A 16,926-nucleotide genomic window follows, 5' to 3' on the forward strand; every position below is an offset into this window, starting at 1 on the left:
GACCATTAGAATGGGAGGTGAGGAGATAAATAGAAACAATTTAAACGAAACTGCTTTATAAAATGTAAGCGATTTCTAATAAACAAAGGAAGGTTTTATGAAAAAACACTTTTGGGAGAAATCCTGTCGCTATAGCATCCGCAAGCTGACGGTTGGGACTGCTTCTGTTTTACTAGGGGCTGTTTTTCTAGTCAACCATACTGTAGCTGCAGACAGTGTTGAGGTCAAGCAAACTGAACCAACCTCTGTCGAAGCTATCACTAAGCCTGATAGTGAACCCAAAGCAGACGAAGCGACTGAAACTACAAAACCATCTCTAGCCGAGAGTCCAGTAGTTTCCGAAAGCAAGCCAGCTGAGGAGACTCAGACGACAAATAGTCAAGCTAGTGAAGAAGCCATTGTAGAAGCTAAAGAAAATAAGGAACCTGAAAAAACAGATCAGCCGGTGACAAAGCAAGAAAACTATCAACTCAGCTACAATCAGCCAACAGCTCCCTCCTATGATGGATGGGAAAAACAAGCCCTCCCTGTCGGAAATGGAGAGATGGGAGCCAAGGTTTTCGGTCTCATTGGGGAAGAGAGAATCCAGTACAACGAAAAGACCCTCTGGTCAGGAGGGCCACAACCCGATAGCACCGACTATAACGGTGGAAACTACAAGGACCGCTACAAGGTCTTAGCAGAGATACGTAAAGCCCTCGAAGCTGGTGACCGCCAAAAAGCTAAACAGCTAGCTGAACAAAATCTAGTTGGACCAAACAACGCCCAGTATGGACGTTACCTAGCCTTTGGAGATATCTTCATGGTCTTTAATAACCAGAAGAAAGGACTAGATACTGTAACTGATTATCACCGTAATCTGGATATCACTGAAGCCACTACGACCACTTCTTACACCCAAGATGGGACCACCTTCAAACGCGAAACTTTCTCCAGTTATCCTGATGATGTCACTGTGACCCACTTGACCAAAAAAGGAAACAAGACACTTGACTTTACTCTTTGGAACAGTTTGACAGAAGACTTGCTTGCTAACGGCAACTACTCTTGGGAATATTCCAACTATAAGAATGGTCATGTCACTACAAATGCAAACGGAATCCTTCTAAAGGGAACTGTCAAAGATAACGGCCTCAAATTTGCATCTTATCTAGGAATTAAAACGGACGGAAAGGTGACTGTTCAGGAGGAAACTCTGACCGTTACAGGCGCAAGTTATGCAACTCTCTATCTCAGTGCCAAGACTAACTTTGCTCAGAATCCAAAAACCAACTATCGAAAAGACATTGACCTCGAAAAAACAATTAAAGGGATTGTCGAAGCAGCTAAGGCCAAAGACTACGAAACACTGAAAAAGGCCCATATCAAGGACTATCAAAGTCTCTTTAACCGCGTCAAACTAAATCTAGGTGGAAACAAGACTGCTCAAACGACAAAAGAGGCCCTTCAAGGCTATAACCCAGAAAAAGGGCAAAAATTGGAAGAACTCTTCTTCCAATACGGCCGATATCTACTCATCAGTTCGTCTCGTGATCGGACAGATGCCCTTCCTGCCAACCTACAAGGAGTCTGGAATGCTGTAGATAATCCACCTTGGAACGCTGACTACCACCTCAATGTCAATTTGCAAATGAACTATTGGCCTGCCTACATGAGCAATCTTGCCGAAACAGCCAAGCCAATGATTAATTACATTGACGACATGCGTTACTATGGTCGTATCGCTGCCAAGGAATACGCTGGTATCGAATCCAAAGACGGACAAGAAAATGGTTGGCTGGTCCACACCCAAGCAACACCATTTGGCTGGACTACTCCAGGCTGGAATTACTATTGGGGTTGGTCTCCAGCAGCCAACGCTTGGATGATGCAGAATGTCTATGACTATTATAAATTTACCAAGGATGAGACCTATCTCAAAGAAAAGATTTATCCAATGCTCAAGGAAACAGCTAAGTTCTGGAATTCCTTCTTGCACTATGACCAGGCCAGTGACCGTTGGGTATCTTCTCCATCCTACTCACCAGAACACGGGACCATCACCATCGGAAATACCTTTGACCAATCGCTAGTCTGGCAACTATTCCACGACTACATGGAAGTCGCTAGACATCTGAATGTCGACCAAGACTTAGTTACAGAGGTTAAGGCTAAATTTGACAAACTCAAACCACTTCACATCAACAAAGAGGGACGCATCAAGGAATGGTACGAGGAGGACAGTCTACAATTCACCAATGAAGGGATTGAAAACAACCACCGTCACGTTTCCCATCTAGTTGGTCTCTTCCCAGGTACGCTCTTTAGCAAGGACCAAGCTAAATACCTAGAGGCTGCGCGTGCTACCCTCAACCACCGTGGAGATGGGGGTACTGGTTGGTCTATGGCTAATAAAATCAACCTCTGGGCTCGTTTGCTGGACGGTAACCGCGCCCATCGCTTGCTCGCTGAACAGCTCAAGTACTCAACTCTAGAAAATCTTTGGGATACCCACGCGCCTTTCCAAATCGATGGCAACTTCGGAGCAACCAGTGGGATGGCAGAAATGCTTCTCCAATCTCATACAGGCTATATTGCACCATTACCAGCTCTTCCAGATGCCTGGAAAGACGGTCAGGTTTCTGGCTTGGTTGCTCGAGGAAACTTTGAAGTTAGCATGAAGTGGAAAGATAAAAACCTGCAAAGCTTGTCCTTCCTTTCAAATGTCGGTGGAGACTTGGTTGTAGATTATCCAAATATCGAAGCCAGCCAAATCAAGGTCAATGGCAAACCAATCAAGGTAACGATTCTCAAAAACAATCGCATCCAACTGGCAACACAAAAAGGTGACGTCATTACCTTTGAACACTTCCCCGGTCGTGTAACCAGTCTGACAGCCGTTCGACAAAATGGAGTCACTGCCGAACTCACCTTTAACCAAGTAGAAGGCGCTACCCACTATGTCATCCAAAGACAAGTGAAAGACGAAACTGGCCAAACCTCTGCGACCAAAGAATTTGTAACCAATCAAACCCACTTTATTGACCGATCACTCAATCCTCAACTCTCCTATACCTATACGGTCAAAGCTATGCTGGGCGAAGTTTCTACACAAGTCTCTGAACAAGCAACTGTAGAAACCCCTAGTGAATTGATGGATGATCGAGACGGCCGTATCCAGTACGGAGCTGCCTTTGGAAACTGGGCAGACGCAGAATTATTTGGAGGAACAGAGAAATTTGCTGACCTTTCAAAAGGAGACTACACAGACGAAGACCTCACTGCCACCATTCCTTTCACTGGTGTTGGTATCGAAATCTATGGACTGAAATCGTCTGAACTAGGTCTTGCCACTGCTAAAATTGATGGCAAAGAGGTCGGCGAACTTGACTTCCATACTGCTGGGGCAACTGAAAAAGGTAGTCTCATCGGTCGCTTCGCAGGATTGTCTGACGGACCTCACACATTGACTCTTAGTGTTAAACGTGAGCACAAAGGACGTGGTAGTGAGCGCTCGAAAATTTCATTAGACTACTTCAAGATCCTAGCAGGAACAGGCAATACGATTGAAAAAATGGATGATCGTGATTCGCGCATCCAGTATGGTTCCCAGTTTAAGGACTGGTCCGACCCTGAACTCTACGGAGGCACGGAAAAGTACGCTGATATTAACAACAGCGACTCTAGTGCAGCTTCAGAAGCTCAGGCAACTATTTCCTTTACAGGAACAGGTATTCGTATCTATGGTTTGAAGAGCCTTACCCTTGGACGAGCACGTGTTACACTAGATGGCAAAGAAATGCCAAGTCTAGACTTCTACACTTCAGGTGCAACTGAAAAGAGAGCTTTTATTGGCGAATTTACAAACCTTACTGACGGTCCGCACATCCTGACACTACAAGTTGACCCAGATTCGCCAGAAGGTCGCAAGAAAATCTCTCTAGACTCCTTTGATATCATCAAAGCCCCTGCTGTTGGTATAGATAGCCCGAGCATTGCGCCTCTTAAGGAAAATGACAAAACCATTTCTTTAAGCCTACCAGCTGGAGATTGGGAAGCCATCGCAGTGACCTTCCCAGGTGTCAAAGATCCTCTAGTTTTGCGTAAGGTGGATGAAACGCATCTGGTTACCAGTGGGGATCAGACTATCCTATCAATCCAAGACAATCAAGTTCAAATCCCAATCCCTGACGAAACCAATCGCAAAGCTGGAAATGCCATTGAAGCTTATACCATTCAAGGAAATACCACAAGCAGCCCTATCGTGGCCGTCTTTACTAAAAAGGATGAGAAAAAGGTTGACGAGAGTCAGCCAACTACAAGCAAGGGAGAGGAACCAGCTCCTACTGTTGACATTCCTGAATACACCGAACCTATCGGAACAGCAGGGCAAGAGGAAACTCCTACTGTTGAAAAACCTGAATACACCGAACCTATCGGAACTAGCGGAGATCAGGCCGCTCCAAGCCTTAGCCTTCCTGACTATCCAGTTCAAGTTTTAAAAGATAAGGAGACTGGAATAGAAATCATCGGTGGAGCCAGCGACTTAGAAGGAATTTCTCACGTTTCTAGCCGACGTGTCCTAGCTCAAGAACTCTTTGGCAAGACCTATGACGCTTACGACCTACAACTTAAAAATCCAACAGATCATAGCGTACAGCCAAAAGGCGCTGTCTTAGTTCGCTTGCCTGTTTCAGCTAGCGTAGAAAATGTTTACTACCTCACTCCAAATAAGGAGTTGCAAGTCCTTGATTTCACCGTTCGAGACGGAAAGGTAGAATTCATCACTAATCATTTCAGTACCTATGCTGTCGTCTATCAAGCTGCTGGAACAAGCTCTAACACAGAGGAAAAACCAAGTGGTTCAGATGTAGAAACCTCAGCACACGAGGCTGAACAACTTTCAGCTAGTCCGAGCCTTGCTAAAACTGGAAATCATTCTCCTAAAGAAGAACTTCCAGCGACAGGAGAAGCGTCCAACCCTCTCCTCTTCTTAGCAGGCCTCAGCCTAGCCCTTACAGCCACTTTTATGTTAAAAGGAAGAAAGGATGACTCCAACTAACCTTTAAGCACACAAAAACAGGATGAAGATCACCTTCATCCTGTTTTATTTTGTAATCAAAAGTTAGTTTTACAGCAGGTATAAAACAGCTAGGGTCAAGAGACTTGCTAGAAGTCCAACTCCCCAAAAGAAGAAGTCAACCTTCCACTCGCTCCAAGGATTGCCCTTGCCTGAGAATCCTCCAAGTTCAAAATGGTGATGGACAGGTGTCATACGGAAAATACGCTTCCCACCACTAAGTTTGAAGTAGGTGACCTGCATCATAACAGAGCTTGTCTCAAAGACATAGATAATCCCAATCAGTAAAAGCGTCCATTCTTGGTGGAGGGCCATAGAGATTGCTGCCAGCATCCCACCTAGAGCCAAACTTCCCACATCTCCCATGAAAACCTTGGCAGGCTTGTGATTAAAGACGAAGAAGCCTAGCAAACCACCAATCATGGCAAGAATCACAAGAAGGATATCCAGTTGATTTTGCATATAAGCAATCACACCGTAGGCCGATAAGCTAATCACCACGGAAATACTTGCTAAGCCGTCGATCCCGTCCGTCAGATTCACCGCATTTGAAAAGCCAACTAGCCAGAAAAGGGCAAAGAAGATATAGAAAATACCCAGATGTACTTGGTAGCCAAAGACTGAAAGCATGTCGCCACCACGCTCATAAAAGAGGTAGAAAATCACTCCTCCAAGGAGCTGGAGAGCAAGTTTTTGCTTGGGATTTAAGCCTTCGTTAATCTTACGAAAGACCTTGAGAAAATCATCCAAAAAACCTACCAAACCATACAAAACCAAGATAAACAAAATCATGCCTACATTGTTGGTCAATTGTTGGGTAAAGAGAGCGACAAGGAAGCTCACAACAACTGCAACAATCAGGAAGACAAGACCTCCCATGGTTGGAGTCCCAGCTTTAGCTTGGTGTTGCTTGACATCCTCATGCATCTGCTGTCCCGTAATCTGTGCTTTTCGATAAAATCGGATAAAGGCTGGAATACCTATCAAGGTCAATAGAAAGGTCAGAATTCCAGCACTAATGGAACTAATCATCTTAATCTCCTAAAGTTATTTTCATTTTTTTAATGTCTTTGAGGGCTGTATTGGCACGGACACTTTGTTTCTTGACCGTTTTGCCACTACCTTCCCACTCGACTTCTATATTCAGCCATTTGGCAAATGTTTGCACATTTTCATCTGTCCAGCCGTACATATCAGGCATTTCTTCGACCTTATCTGACAGGATCAAGATCTGCTGATTGGCTTCCAAATTATCTCCTTCAGAAACCGAGAGTTCCTTGATCTTGGTTCCTGTTCCGATAACGATTGGTTGGACAAGGTTACGACGCAATTCCTCTGCTAGGTCACCCGGAGTAAAGTCCTTGGTAGCTGGCATGGCATAACTTGTCGTCTTGCTGACCTGATCTAAGCTCTTGGCAGTTGACTGAAGATTGAGGGATTCTTTCATAGCAGAAGCCCGCTCAAGGATTGGGTTGGCAAACTCTCCCAGCTGAACGCCTGAATAATGCTCTGGCTGTTGCACCGTCACATAGAGGATAAAGTCAGGATTTTCTGCAGGATGCATCGACACAACAGAGAAGATATAGTTGGTTTCACCTGTCAGGTAGCCCCCATTCTTCTCATCGGCAATCTGAGCAGTCCCTGATTTGAGGGCGACATTCTGACCTGGAACATTGACATTAGGCTTTCCTGTACTGTGGTTGTACATGGTACCATAGACAGGATCTGTTCCGACCAAGACCATGTGGTCTCGAGTAGAGGACGCTGCCGCTTTTGATACAGGATTTCCGACGATTTCCTTTTGAGACTTACGAACAGACTGGTCATTCGGGTCATAGAGGGCGCTGATAAATTTCGGCTCCAACATAACTCCATCATTGGCGATGGCTGTAAAGGCACGAAGCATCTGAGTCTGGGTGACAGAGATCCCTTGTCCAAATGAGCTCATGGCAATATTAACAATGTTATCAGCAGGTAATTGACCTGTGTACTCATCTGTCAGACCAAAACGGGTCGGCACCCCAAATTTGAAACGGTTGAGGTAGTCCAGCCAGGTTGCATCTCCCATCTTTTGCTCAAGCAAGGTCATCCCGATATTACTTGAGTGGGCAAACCCTTGAGAGAAGGTCATGGTGCCACCACTAGTCAAACCTTCATTGACGTCCCAATCTCGAATGGTCGCATCTGCTATTTTCAATTCACTACTGTTAAAGTATTCACCACCAGGGAAGGTATTGTTATCAATGGCTGAAGCCAACATCATCACCTTCATGGTTGATCCTGGCTCGTAGTTACTTTGATAGAGGATATCACGCCAGACAAAGTCTTTTGTGATGCCATCCTTGGTATCGGCATTGAAGGTCGGCCGTTGGGTCGTAGCGAGGATTTCCCCTGTCTTAGCGCTGACCAAGGTAGCCGTCATATACTTGCCTTTTACCTTTTCCTGGAAGGCATCCATCTGAGTTTCCATAAAGGATTGCAAGGGACTAGAAAGGGTTGTGTACACATCCTTTCCATCTACCGTGTGTTGGGAAGCCTGCTCCGTACCCGGAACAATATTTCCCAGACGATCCTTCTCATAGGTAATGATCCCATCTGTACCTGCGAGAATGCTATTTAAAGAACTCTCCAATCCAGATGTCCCAATCAACCTTTTGGTGCCATCCTCATTTTCATGGAGTTGCGCTAAACCGATAAAGGAAGAAGCAAACTGTCCATTGGGATAACTGCGGTTAGGGCTAGTTGTAAAGTCAACCCCCTCAACCCCAGCTGTTTTGAGGTCATTTTTAATGGCCATCATATTGGCATAGGTGATCCCATTTCCCTTGACTCCAAAAGATACCTGTTTCAGATCTGGTTGAGAAAGCTGTTCTTTGACATAAGACTCCTCCATATCGAGGTATTTATGGAAAATTTCAGCTACCTTATTAAATTGAGAATCCTCTACATAGAGGATTTTACCAGTTGCTGACTTGTAGTTCTTGTCAATAACAGCATATATATTATAAGAAGTCGCATCCTCTGCAATAGGCGTTCCATTACGATCGTATATAGTCCCTCGTTTTGCAGGAATCGTCTTGGTTGTTTGGTGAACCTTTTTGGCCTCTTGAACCAAATCCTTACCAAATTTACTACCCGTTCCGATAATAACCGCAAAGTTCACCAAAAAGACAGCGAAGAGTATGACAGCCAATAAACTCAGGCTTTTCCCTACTCTTCGGCGGTTTTCTTCTGGAGATTTGCGATTACGAACGGCATAACGGATGATTTTTTCTTTCCACTGTTTCATTTCTTACTCCGCTGCTCGGATATTTTCGTTATTCAGCTGCAAATCCTTGGAGTTTGCAATCTCTTTCAAACGTTCTGAACGAATCAATTCATTGACCTCTTGCTTAGCATCGTCAAGCTCTGTTTTCTTTTCTTCAATTTGAGCATTAACCTTAGTTAATTCATTCTGAACTTGTAATAGCTTGGTTTGCATAAACACAACACTAATTGCCAGAATAATCATTGTTGCAGCAATCGAAACATAGAAGGCCTTTTCCACACGTGAAAAACCCTTAAACTTCGTTTGCAATAACTGACTTGTTTTTTCGATTCTTTCTGCCATGTTTTTCCTCTTACTTGTGAATTTTTCTAGCCACGCGCAACTTGGCTGAATGCGAACGGTTGTTGGCTTCTAGCTCTTCGGCACTTGGCAAGATTGGCTTACGGGATACCAATTCCATCTTAGGCTTAAGATCGTCTGGAATGAAGGGCAAGCCTTTGGGAACTTCCACTGTTGACGCTTCCTTAAACAACTGTTTGGTCAAGCGGTCTTCCAGCGAATGGAAGGTAATGACCGAGATTCTACCATCCAAAGCCAGCATGTCCATGGCCTGCTGGATGGATTCATCTGCCGCACCCAGCTCATCATTGACTTCGATCCGAATGGCCTGGAAAATCTGCTTGGCAGGGTGTCCCTTTTTCTTGAGCTCCTTGGCAGGTTTGGCCGACTTGATAATCTCTGCCAACTCCGTCGTCGTCTCGATTGGTTTCACCTCACGCGCTTGCTCAATCTTGCGGGCAATCTGTTTAGAAAACTTATCCTCACCATACTTGAAAAAGATCCGAACCAGGTCATGATAGTCATAATGATTGACCACCTCATAGGCCGTCAGACTAGCTTCCTGATTCATGCGCATATCCAGTGGCGCATCCTTTTTATAAGAAAAACCACGCTCACGCTGATCCAGCTGAGGACTGGACACTCCCAAGTCATAACAAATTCCATCAATTTCCTGGACACCAGCCTCTTGTAAACGTGCCTGCAAATGACGGAAGTTATCCTTGATGAAGGTTACCATCCCCTTTTCGATATAGGGTGCCAACCGTTTTTGCGCATTGTCAATGGCATTTTGGTCCTGGTCAAAGGCATAGAGATGTCCTTTTTCACTCAATTTACTTAATAAATATTCGCTATGGCCTGCTCCACCCAAGGTCGCATCAACGTAGATACCGTCAGGTTTCACGTCCAGCATATCAATCGTTTCATGAAGCAAGACCGTTACATGATGAAATTCTTTTGTCATATCTTATCTATTTTACCACAAATCTGACCAGCTTGCACTTGTCAGACAAGGCTAAGTTTCTTCGAAAAAAATTCTCAAAAATATGTCATATATACTTGACATCTTATCCCCAAAAGAATATAATGTAGTCAAATATATACGACATATCAGAAAGGAGACCCTATGAATCGTGTGAAAGAATTCCGCAAGGAACTGGGCATTTCCCAGCTCGAGCTCGCCAAAGATATCGGTGTCTCGAGACAGACCATCAACATGATTGAAAACGACAAGTACAATCCAACCCTAGAACTCTGTCTCAATCTCGCTCGAAGCCTCCAAACTGACCTCAACAGTCTCTTTTGGGAGGATGATTTTTAAAAAGGAGAAGAAAAATGAAAAAAGAAACCCTCACTGAAAAACTGATCAAACGTACATACGGCATTTCTGGTCCCCTTGACGAACACAAACGGCGCGAGGCCGATCGTATCGGGAATCAGGTCTTTATGTTCCTCTTTTATCTGATGATATTTGGCAATCTCATCCCCTTTGTCCTTGCTTATAAATACCCACAAATTGTCGCTATCGGCTATCCTCTCGTGGTATTTGGCATTTCGATGATGGCTGCCCTCTATGTGGTCTCTCAAACCAAGAAAACAGGCATCACAGCTATTGATCCCGAAATGCTGAGTCAGAAAGAATGCAAACAGCTACATTTTCCGGGTCTAAAAGCTGGTCTAATCTATGGCATGGGCATGTTCTTTGGAATACCGCTTCTGAATGTCCTAACCGATGATAGCAAGGATTATCTTGGTTCTCTTTTAAATACAGGGCATTTTGTATCAACTATCCTAGCTACCCTCTTCTTCGGATTTACCATACAAATTATCGTCTCTCTTCGCATTCAAAAAGCCAAGAAAGACCAAGAAGACGACTAGGAGGTGCCTTATGAAATCACTAGCTAGACTACTGATCAGTCATGTTTTTATCAGTATCTTTGTTACCTTTTTCCTACTTTCTGGACATATTGAGCATCCTTTCTTGATTATCTTTCTTTTATTCCTTCCTGTATTGAACAAGGGACAGAGATCCCAGAAAATCCAATCAAAAAAAATACGTCTTCTAAACGCATCTCTCTGTTTTATCCTCGTATCCTTTCCACAACTTTTAACAAATCCTATGGATTGGAGATACCTGGTATTTCTAATAATCTGTATCATTTTTAATTTGGTTTACTTCTATACTCTCTATCAACTCTTTAAAGAAGTCAATCAAAAATCGCTCATTTAGAAGGTTACTCCCATGAAAAAAGAAGATTTCACCACTCGCTTACTCAAATTATTCTTTCACATACAAGGCCCCTTTGATGAATGCCGCCAAGAGATAATCTACAGAGCTTGTGCGCGTTCCTTGATCCAAATCGTTTACTCCTCCCTCCTACTCTTCTTGTTCTATCTCCTATTTGGACGCTTCATAGAGTTGGTTCGAGATGCTATGCCCTACCTCTATTTTGGACTCATCTTCATCCTCTCGTCCAGGGCGAGATTAGCAGTTCGAGACTTACATTTGGACAAGGATGACCAGTCCGAGATTCATCATAAAAGCTACAGCAAAAGTCAAATCAAAGTTCGTAGTTGGGGTGTATTTCTCAGCATTCAGCTTGGTCTCTTCCTCTTACTAATCTTTCATAAACTCTTTGTTCAACATCTTCCCCTTGACACCTTTTGGGAAAATCTCTTCCAAATTGAAAGATTGCTACCTTTGCTAGTATGTAGCCTTGGGGCTGGAGCAATCTTTGGAACCATGACCTACGCCTTTTTATCGGAAAACGTTAAAAAATAGACCAAGATTCGCTAATTTCTCATTATATAGACAAAGAATCCCACCTAGCATGTTCTAGGTGGGATTCTTTACATTCTTAACAGAAATCACAAGTCATTTCCCTTTCATCTTAGAAAGTCGACTCTTTCCAACTCACACTACAATCCAGGACCTGTTGTCTTTCTTCTTGATTGCGACCTTCAATCTGGTCAATCAAGATTTTTGTAGCCTGTTGTCCCTCTTCAAAGGCAGGCTGAACTAGCGTCGAAATACTTGGAGAAGAAAAGCGAGTCCACTCCGTATTGTCAAAGCCAATCAAGCCAACTTGTGGCAAGTTATAATTCAACTCTTTGATAACGGTAAAGACCAGAGGTAGGGCCCAGCAATTAGGAACAAATACCAGAGTTTTTTCATCAGGATTGATTTCTTTTTGTAAAAATTCCTTGATTTTCTCCAAGTCTGTATGCTTATCTTCGATGGTTAAAGTAGCATGGCGCATGTTAGCATCTGTTAAGGCATCCATAAAACCACTTGCCCGCTCAATGCGAGTACTCAAACGACTTGTATCCGCTGTAATCAAGAGGAAATGCTCGTAACCTTTTTCGATACAAGACTGGGTCATATCATAAACAGCGTCATAGTTATTGGTTTTGACCCAGCTAGTCCGGTGTTCATAGAGCTGACTATCAAAAAAGACCATTTTTTTCTTTTTCTCATCAATGATACGAGAGTATTTTCGGAAATTAGAGGTCGGCTGAATAATGAATCCGTCCACTCCCAAAAGAAGCATACTTTCAATATACTGATCCTCACTCTCTTGGCTATAGTTACTATTCCCTATCATTACTTGGTAGCCATTCTGGTTAGCGATATCCTCGATCCCCTTAACGATCTGGTTTGAGAAACTGTTGGTAATATCACCAATCAAAACGCCAATTAATTTTGTTCGTTTGGAGTTTAAGCTACGAGCAACAATGCTCGGTTTGTAATTTGTTTCATGAATAACTTTTTCAATCTTTTCACGTGTCTCTTGGGACATTTTTTCATATTTCCCGTTTAGGTAAAATGACACGGTTGTTTTTGAGGTCTGAGCCATTTCTGCAATGTCTTTTATGGTCAGTTTCTTCTCCAATCTAAAACACCTCCTACTAATACTCATTATAACATATTCACTATTCAGGAAACCTATTTCTAGCACTGCAAGCGAATCATTCTCTCATTTATTTTATCATATACCAGACATTTTCCACGCATTTTTGTTCCGTCAACAAGACACAATTTTTCACCTATACAAATATCTTCGCTTAATAACAAAATCAGCTTGTCTGTTTTGTCATTTTTCACCTCAAAAGCCAGAGCATTTTCTACTTTATGACCATCTGTCTGGTAGACAGAATGGCGGATGATTTTAAAACTCTCATGTGCAATGATTGTATAATCCAGCATCTGATTCTCAAAGGATTGGCGTTTGGTGAGTTTGCTACTTTTTTCAAGCTCATTGTATTTAGGAGAAATGATAGTATCTTCCAAATCAAAATCAACTGCACTCCATAGCTTCAACTGATTAATTTTCCCACCTTGGTAGGTCATCTCCTTGTCTAGAATAAACTGGGTCAATGCCTCATGTCGACCTTGACATCTGATGTCATCCACCACTAACCATACATCTTCCACTAGCATGACGATTTTTCTCTTGTGAAGATAAGACAAATCAGACTCTACTGACAAGTAAGCTCCCTCAATATAATGCACTCCCTCCCTTTCTTTGTGGTGACAAAATAGGGAGTGAGGATAGTGTTCATATTCCCAGGACCCCGTAATTCTCCCTGGAGCTTTCCCATCTACCATGCAGGTCGAATGACTCCAAGCACTCTTTAAGAGGTAGCGTTCATCTATCTCCCGATAAGAATAACGCCCCGCATCTATGAAAATCGGTTGACCTTGATACTGTAAGCAAAAACTATTCTCGTCACTATGGCTATGGGCACTTCCTAGCGGACCGTTTTTGAAAAATAGATAACGATGTTCATCCTTAATGCAGACATGTCCAGAGTCTTCAAAAATCATGGACTTTGCCTGCCAAGCTCTCTTTTCAAATCCCTGCAGTCGCTTGACCTTTTCTTGCCCCACGAACAAGAGACTAACCAAATCGACTTTAAGATCTAGGCCATCAAGAAGGTCTTCCTTGTTCAAAACAACAGCAGACAGGCTCAAAATCTCTGTCGTTTCTGTCGAATCGCTATCTCCAAAAGCTAAGGTCCGTCCATCCAAGCCGGTCATCATTTGAATATAGGTTGCCATCTTTTCCAGCAACTCTTGAAAACTTTCTTGCAAGTCTGGAAGCAATATACACAAGTCCAGTAAGGCTTTATAAACCTCTACATGATAGAGAATTGACTGTTCAAACTGAGTCCCATCTTCTAAAATCTGTGTCTCGATCTGCTTTTTCAACTCCTCTGAAGCAAAATGGTAAACTTCTTCTAAATCCATCTTATCAGAAAAGAAATGATAAATCGCAAGCATCGGAATAGTTTGCAACATTCCCCAATTACTGAGAGTATATTTGGCTCGATAATGCTCTCTCATAAAATGAATCTGCTTTTCTAAACTAGCCAGGATTTGTTCTAGTTCTTCCTCTTCTAGCAAATCAAATTTCAAGAGAAGCAAGACCAGTTTCAACCAAGTAAAGGAGCGAATGCCCGTATCCAAGGTCCTAGTCATCAAAGATTGAGGAGAAAACTCTCTCGCCTGCTCAATCCAATCAAATAGAAAGAACTTGCACTTTTGAATATAGCCCTTATCTCCTTCTACCAGATACCCTATCACAAACTGCAAGAGATATTCTTGTCGATTGAGCATATAAGCCCATTCTATATCATCTTCAAATACTTGATCCCATACCATCGGCTGGATTTGATGGATTTTTGAACAAGGTTCCATATCCCAAGGACTATCAAACATAAAACGATTGTCCATCAAGCGTTCAAGGGAACACTTGACCTTCTCATAGTCTTTTGAACAGTGGGACAAGATATAATCACGACATTGGTCCCCATCGACTCTTTCAAAAAATTGTCTTCTTTCTTCTTTCATTATCTATTACCAGAAAAAGAACTACTTAAAAAGCAGTTCTTTTGTCTTTCCCATTACACTTTCCTTTTCTACATAGATGACGACTCCTTTTGCAATCTGCAAAGAGACCACGTCATCTTTGATAGAAATGATTTTTCCATGAATTCCAGACAATAACAACACTTCATCACCAGATGTTAAAGAAGCTAAATACTCTTGTCGTTGCTCCATCTGTTTGCGAAGCAACTTTTGCTGACGAATAGAATGAAAGCTTGACAGTAAAAGGGGGCTCACTGCCAAGACAATCACTATTCCATAAAACAATGTCGTATCCATTAAGCTAGAATCTTAAGCCAGCTTCCGATAATTCCGATGATAACTGTTAAAATAACGAGTTTATATGTTGTCCATTTCTTTTCTTTGATCAAGTAGTAAACTAAAAGTGTAAATAGGGCTGGTAGAAGAGCTGGAGCAACCTTATCAAGCATTCCCTGAATACTTACGATACTTTGTTTAGCGTCTGCTTTAACTTCCCCTGCAGCAAAGGTGATCGGCACCATAATCTTAACAGATGTCGCTGCCAAACCAGCAATTACGGTTACACCGATAATATTGGCAATACGAGAAATCGTTGCCATCTGTTCACTTAACTTATCGATAACGGTTGTTCCTAGTTTATAACCATACAGACCAGTTGACAATTTAATCGCAGTCAAAATCGTATTCATCGCAAGGAAGAATAAGATTGGACCGACAACCAAGCCTTCTTGAGCAAACGAAGCTGCGATGGTTGAGAACAATGGAGCTAAACAAAATTGAGAGAGAGAATCCCCAATACCTGCCAATGGTCCCATCAAGGCCATCTTGATGCTACGTGTTTCTTTTGCTGGGCGACCATTTTCCAACATTACAAGGTGCAAGCTGGTAATAAAAGGCAGGAAGTGTGGGTTGGTATTATAGAATTCACAGTTTTCTTCCAAGGCTTGGTAGAAACCTTCCTGATCCTCTCCATAGTGTTTTTTCAAAGCAGGATACATCACATTGGCATATCCCAACCCTTGATAGTTACTATAGTTAAATCCATTTTGTAAAAAGAATGCCCGCAAAGACGTTTTAAGATAATCACGTTTTGTTAATTTGTTAGATCCAGTCATCGTGTGCTTCCTCCTCTACCACATGATCCGCTGTTTTTGGCTTGTTATAAAATTCAATCAAAGCAAAGATAGTACCTACAATTGCAATACCAATTGTTGGGATGTTTAGATAAGCTGCACAAACATATCCCAACAAGACAAACGGAATCAACTCTTTCTTAGCCATCACTGACAAGATCATCGCAAAACCGATAGCTGGGAGCATTTTACCAGCAACTGTCAAACCTGTAAGCAATACTGGTGGAATGTAGTCTACGAGTTTCAACAAGGTATCCATTGAAAGGGCACCCAAGCAACCCAAGGTAAATCCAATAAAGGCAAACAACCAAATTGTTGCATTTAGAGTGAACTTGAATTTCTTCAAATTATGGTTTTTCAAGTGCTTCATCGCTGTTTCAGGCGCCCCAGCACGTACAGTGTAGGCGAAAGTTTGTAAGAATTGAATCGCCACAGCAATCGGAGTAGAGAGGGCAAGAGCCGCTTCTGGACTGACTTTACCAGCACTAGTGATAGCCATCAAGGTACCAAAGATACCAGGTCCGATTGGGTTTGGTGGAACCGTACCTCCAGCACCAACACCGAATCCCATATAAGCCAATTCACCAATAGCTCCCATTGCAAGAGCAGTAGGCAAATCACCTAGAATAATTCCGACACCAAATGACAGAACAATACATCTATTGGTGTAAATTCCTAACAGCATTCCACTAAAACAGAAAGCTGTCCATAATCCAATTAAAATCGCTTGAAATACATTAATCGACATAACGATCTCCTCTTTTAAATATAGTCCAGAATGTTGACTTCAACAGCTCCATCATTTCCTGTTGGAGTTGTTTTCGTATTAAATGTTACTTGATAAGTTTGGTTCAATTCCTTGAGGGCTGCCTTGTCCTCTTCACCTAGGAAGATGGAGCGTGTCACTTGCTCTTTACCAGGGGCATTGTGAATGTTCCCAATATTGATTTCTGTTATAGGAACACCACCTTCTACCAAGGTTAAAGCATCCTTCACATCCTTTACAACGATAAAGATTGTTTGAGCAGGATTAGCCTTGTGAATAATATCGATCACCTTTTGCAAAGGGAAGAAACGCATGGCAACTGAGTCTGGCACAACTGTTTTCATCAGAGTTTGTTGCATCTTGTCCGTGCTCACTTCGTCATTGGCAACAATGACCGTATTACAACCTAGGTATTTTACCCAAAGTTGTCCTTGTCCGTGAATCAAACGTTCATCAATACGGGTCATAATAATATTTGGCGTTGTCATA

15 protein-coding genes are annotated in these 16,926 nt (G+C 42.6%); 5 read left to right on the plus strand and 10 right to left on the minus strand.

The window, feature by feature from the left end; translation table 11 throughout:
* The first annotated feature begins 97 nt into the window (after positions 1-97).
* Positions 98-5,041, plus strand: a complete 4,944-nt coding sequence (locus tag SORDD25_RS09195; RefSeq protein WP_081103674.1) for an SIALI-17 repeat-containing surface protein — start codon at positions 98-100, stop codon at positions 5,039-5,041.
* Between the two features lie 69 nt (positions 5,042-5,110).
* Here SORDD25_RS09195 and mraY read toward each other — a convergent pair whose 3' ends face one another.
* The 4 genes from mraY to rsmH are packed head-to-tail and all read right to left on the minus strand — an operon-like array spanning position 5,111 to position 9,630.
* The gene (gene mraY / locus SORDD25_RS06910; protein WP_061853127.1) at positions 5,111-6,091 is read right to left on the minus strand and encodes a phospho-N-acetylmuramoyl-pentapeptide-transferase; all 981 of its coding nucleotides are present in this window, start codon (positions 6,089-6,091) and stop codon (positions 5,111-5,113) included.
* Between the two features lies 1 nt (position 6,092).
* Entirely contained in the window at positions 6,093-8,348 is a 2,256-nt protein-coding gene (pbp2x, locus tag SORDD25_RS06915) for a penicillin-binding protein PBP2X (RefSeq protein WP_061853128.1), read from the minus strand.
* A 3-nt stretch (positions 8,349-8,351) separates the two neighbouring features.
* Positions 8,352-8,669, minus strand: a complete 318-nt coding sequence (ftsL, locus tag SORDD25_RS06920) for a cell division protein FtsL (protein ID WP_000840795.1) — start codon at positions 8,667-8,669, stop codon at positions 8,352-8,354.
* A gap of 10 nt (positions 8,670-8,679) precedes the next feature.
* The gene (rsmH, locus tag SORDD25_RS06925) at positions 8,680-9,630 is read right to left on the minus strand and encodes a 16S rRNA (cytosine(1402)-N(4))-methyltransferase RsmH (protein WP_000159388.1); all 951 of its coding nucleotides are present in this window, start codon (positions 9,628-9,630) and stop codon (positions 8,680-8,682) included.
* 162 nt (positions 9,631-9,792) lie between these two features.
* On the opposite strand from rsmH, the gene SORDD25_RS06930 reads away from it, so the two are divergent.
* The 4 genes from SORDD25_RS06930 to SORDD25_RS06945 are packed head-to-tail and all read left to right on the plus strand — an operon-like array spanning position 9,793 to position 11,448.
* Positions 9,793-9,987: a helix-turn-helix transcriptional regulator gene (locus SORDD25_RS06930; RefSeq protein ID WP_001082470.1), complete on the plus strand. Its 195-nt coding sequence runs from the start codon at positions 9,793-9,795 to the stop codon at positions 9,985-9,987.
* A 14-nt stretch (positions 9,988-10,001) separates the two neighbouring features.
* Positions 10,002-10,544: a DUF3278 domain-containing protein gene (locus tag SORDD25_RS06935; protein ID WP_061853129.1), complete on the plus strand. Its 543-nt coding sequence runs from the start codon at positions 10,002-10,004 to the stop codon at positions 10,542-10,544.
* Positions 10,545-10,554: 10 nt separating this feature from the next.
* Positions 10,555-10,896 (plus strand): hypothetical protein, encoded by a 342-nt coding sequence (locus SORDD25_RS09490; protein ID WP_061853130.1) that lies wholly within the window; start codon positions 10,555-10,557, stop codon positions 10,894-10,896.
* Between the two features lie 12 nt (positions 10,897-10,908).
* Positions 10,909-11,448, plus strand: a complete 540-nt coding sequence (locus SORDD25_RS06945) for a DUF3278 domain-containing protein (RefSeq protein WP_061853131.1) — start codon at positions 10,909-10,911, stop codon at positions 11,446-11,448.
* A gap of 109 nt (positions 11,449-11,557) precedes the next feature.
* Here the strand turns inward: SORDD25_RS06945 and SORDD25_RS06950 are convergent, their stop codons facing one another.
* Genes SORDD25_RS06950 through SORDD25_RS06975 form a run of 6 tightly spaced genes read right to left on the minus strand, consistent with a single transcriptional unit; the run spans position 11,558 to position 16,925 of the window.
* Positions 11,558-12,559, minus strand: a complete 1,002-nt coding sequence (locus SORDD25_RS06950; RefSeq protein WP_061853132.1) for a LacI family DNA-binding transcriptional regulator — start codon at positions 12,557-12,559, stop codon at positions 11,558-11,560.
* Positions 12,560-12,618: 59 nt separating this feature from the next.
* Complete coding sequence (locus tag SORDD25_RS06955) at positions 12,619-14,520, minus strand: alginate lyase family protein (RefSeq protein WP_061853133.1); 1,902 nt, start codon at positions 14,518-14,520, stop codon at positions 12,619-12,621.
* Positions 14,521-14,541: 21 nt separating this feature from the next.
* On the minus strand, positions 14,542-14,835 hold the full coding sequence (locus SORDD25_RS06960) for a preprotein translocase subunit YajC (RefSeq protein WP_061853134.1): 294 nt from the start codon (positions 14,833-14,835) through the stop codon (positions 14,542-14,544).
* Complete coding sequence (locus tag SORDD25_RS06965) at positions 14,835-15,653, minus strand: PTS system mannose/fructose/sorbose family transporter subunit IID (protein ID WP_000148025.1); 819 nt, start codon at positions 15,651-15,653, stop codon at positions 14,835-14,837. Before SORDD25_RS06965 ends, SORDD25_RS06960 begins: the two co-directional genes overlap by 1 nt.
* Complete coding sequence (locus tag SORDD25_RS06970) at positions 15,640-16,419, minus strand: PTS mannose/fructose/sorbose/N-acetylgalactosamine transporter subunit IIC (RefSeq protein WP_000026610.1); 780 nt, start codon at positions 16,417-16,419, stop codon at positions 15,640-15,642. Before SORDD25_RS06970 ends, SORDD25_RS06965 begins: the two co-directional genes overlap by 14 nt.
* 14 nt (positions 16,420-16,433) lie before the next feature.
* On the minus strand, positions 16,434-16,925 hold the full coding sequence (locus tag SORDD25_RS06975; RefSeq protein WP_061853135.1) for a PTS sugar transporter subunit IIB: 492 nt from the start codon (positions 16,923-16,925) through the stop codon (positions 16,434-16,436).
* Position 16,926 lies beyond the last annotated feature (1 nt).

This window comes from Streptococcus oralis (assembly GCF_001579525.1).
GTDB classification, from domain to species: Bacteria; Bacillota; Bacilli; order Lactobacillales; family Streptococcaceae; genus Streptococcus; species Streptococcus oralis_M.

Bases quoted from the DNA above. Each gene is read 5' to 3' on its own strand.
- SORDD25_RS09195 (WP_081103674.1), top strand. From the start codon at position 98: ATGAAAAAACACTTTTGGGAGAAATCCTGTCGCTATAGCATCCGCAAG.
- mraY (WP_061853127.1), bottom strand. From the start codon at position 6,091: ATGATTAGTTCCATTAGTGCTGGAATTCTGACCTTTCTATTGACCTTG.
- pbp2x (WP_061853128.1), bottom strand. From the start codon at position 8,348: ATGAAACAGTGGAAAGAAAAAATCATCCGTTATGCCGTTCGTAATCGC.
- ftsL (WP_000840795.1), bottom strand. From the start codon at position 8,669: ATGGCAGAAAGAATCGAAAAAACAAGTCAGTTATTGCAAACGAAGTTT.
- rsmH (WP_000159388.1), bottom strand. From the start codon at position 9,630: ATGACAAAAGAATTTCATCATGTAACGGTCTTGCTTCATGAAACGATT.
- SORDD25_RS06930 (WP_001082470.1), top strand. From the start codon at position 9,793: ATGAATCGTGTGAAAGAATTCCGCAAGGAACTGGGCATTTCCCAGCTC.
- SORDD25_RS06935 (WP_061853129.1), top strand. From the start codon at position 10,002: ATGAAAAAAGAAACCCTCACTGAAAAACTGATCAAACGTACATACGGC.
- SORDD25_RS09490 (WP_061853130.1), top strand. From the start codon at position 10,555: ATGAAATCACTAGCTAGACTACTGATCAGTCATGTTTTTATCAGTATC.
- SORDD25_RS06945 (WP_061853131.1), top strand. From the start codon at position 10,909: ATGAAAAAAGAAGATTTCACCACTCGCTTACTCAAATTATTCTTTCAC.
- SORDD25_RS06955 (WP_061853133.1), bottom strand. From the start codon at position 14,520: ATGAAAGAAGAAAGAAGACAATTTTTTGAAAGAGTCGATGGGGACCAA.
- SORDD25_RS06960 (WP_061853134.1), bottom strand. From the start codon at position 14,835: ATGGATACGACATTGTTTTATGGAATAGTGATTGTCTTGGCAGTGAGC.
- SORDD25_RS06965 (WP_000148025.1), bottom strand. From the start codon at position 15,653: ATGACTGGATCTAACAAATTAACAAAACGTGATTATCTTAAAACGTCT.
- SORDD25_RS06970 (WP_000026610.1), bottom strand. From the start codon at position 16,419: ATGTCGATTAATGTATTTCAAGCGATTTTAATTGGATTATGGACAGCT.
- SORDD25_RS06975 (WP_061853135.1), bottom strand. From the start codon at position 16,925: ATGACAACGCCAAATATTATTATGACCCGTATTGATGAACGTTTGATT.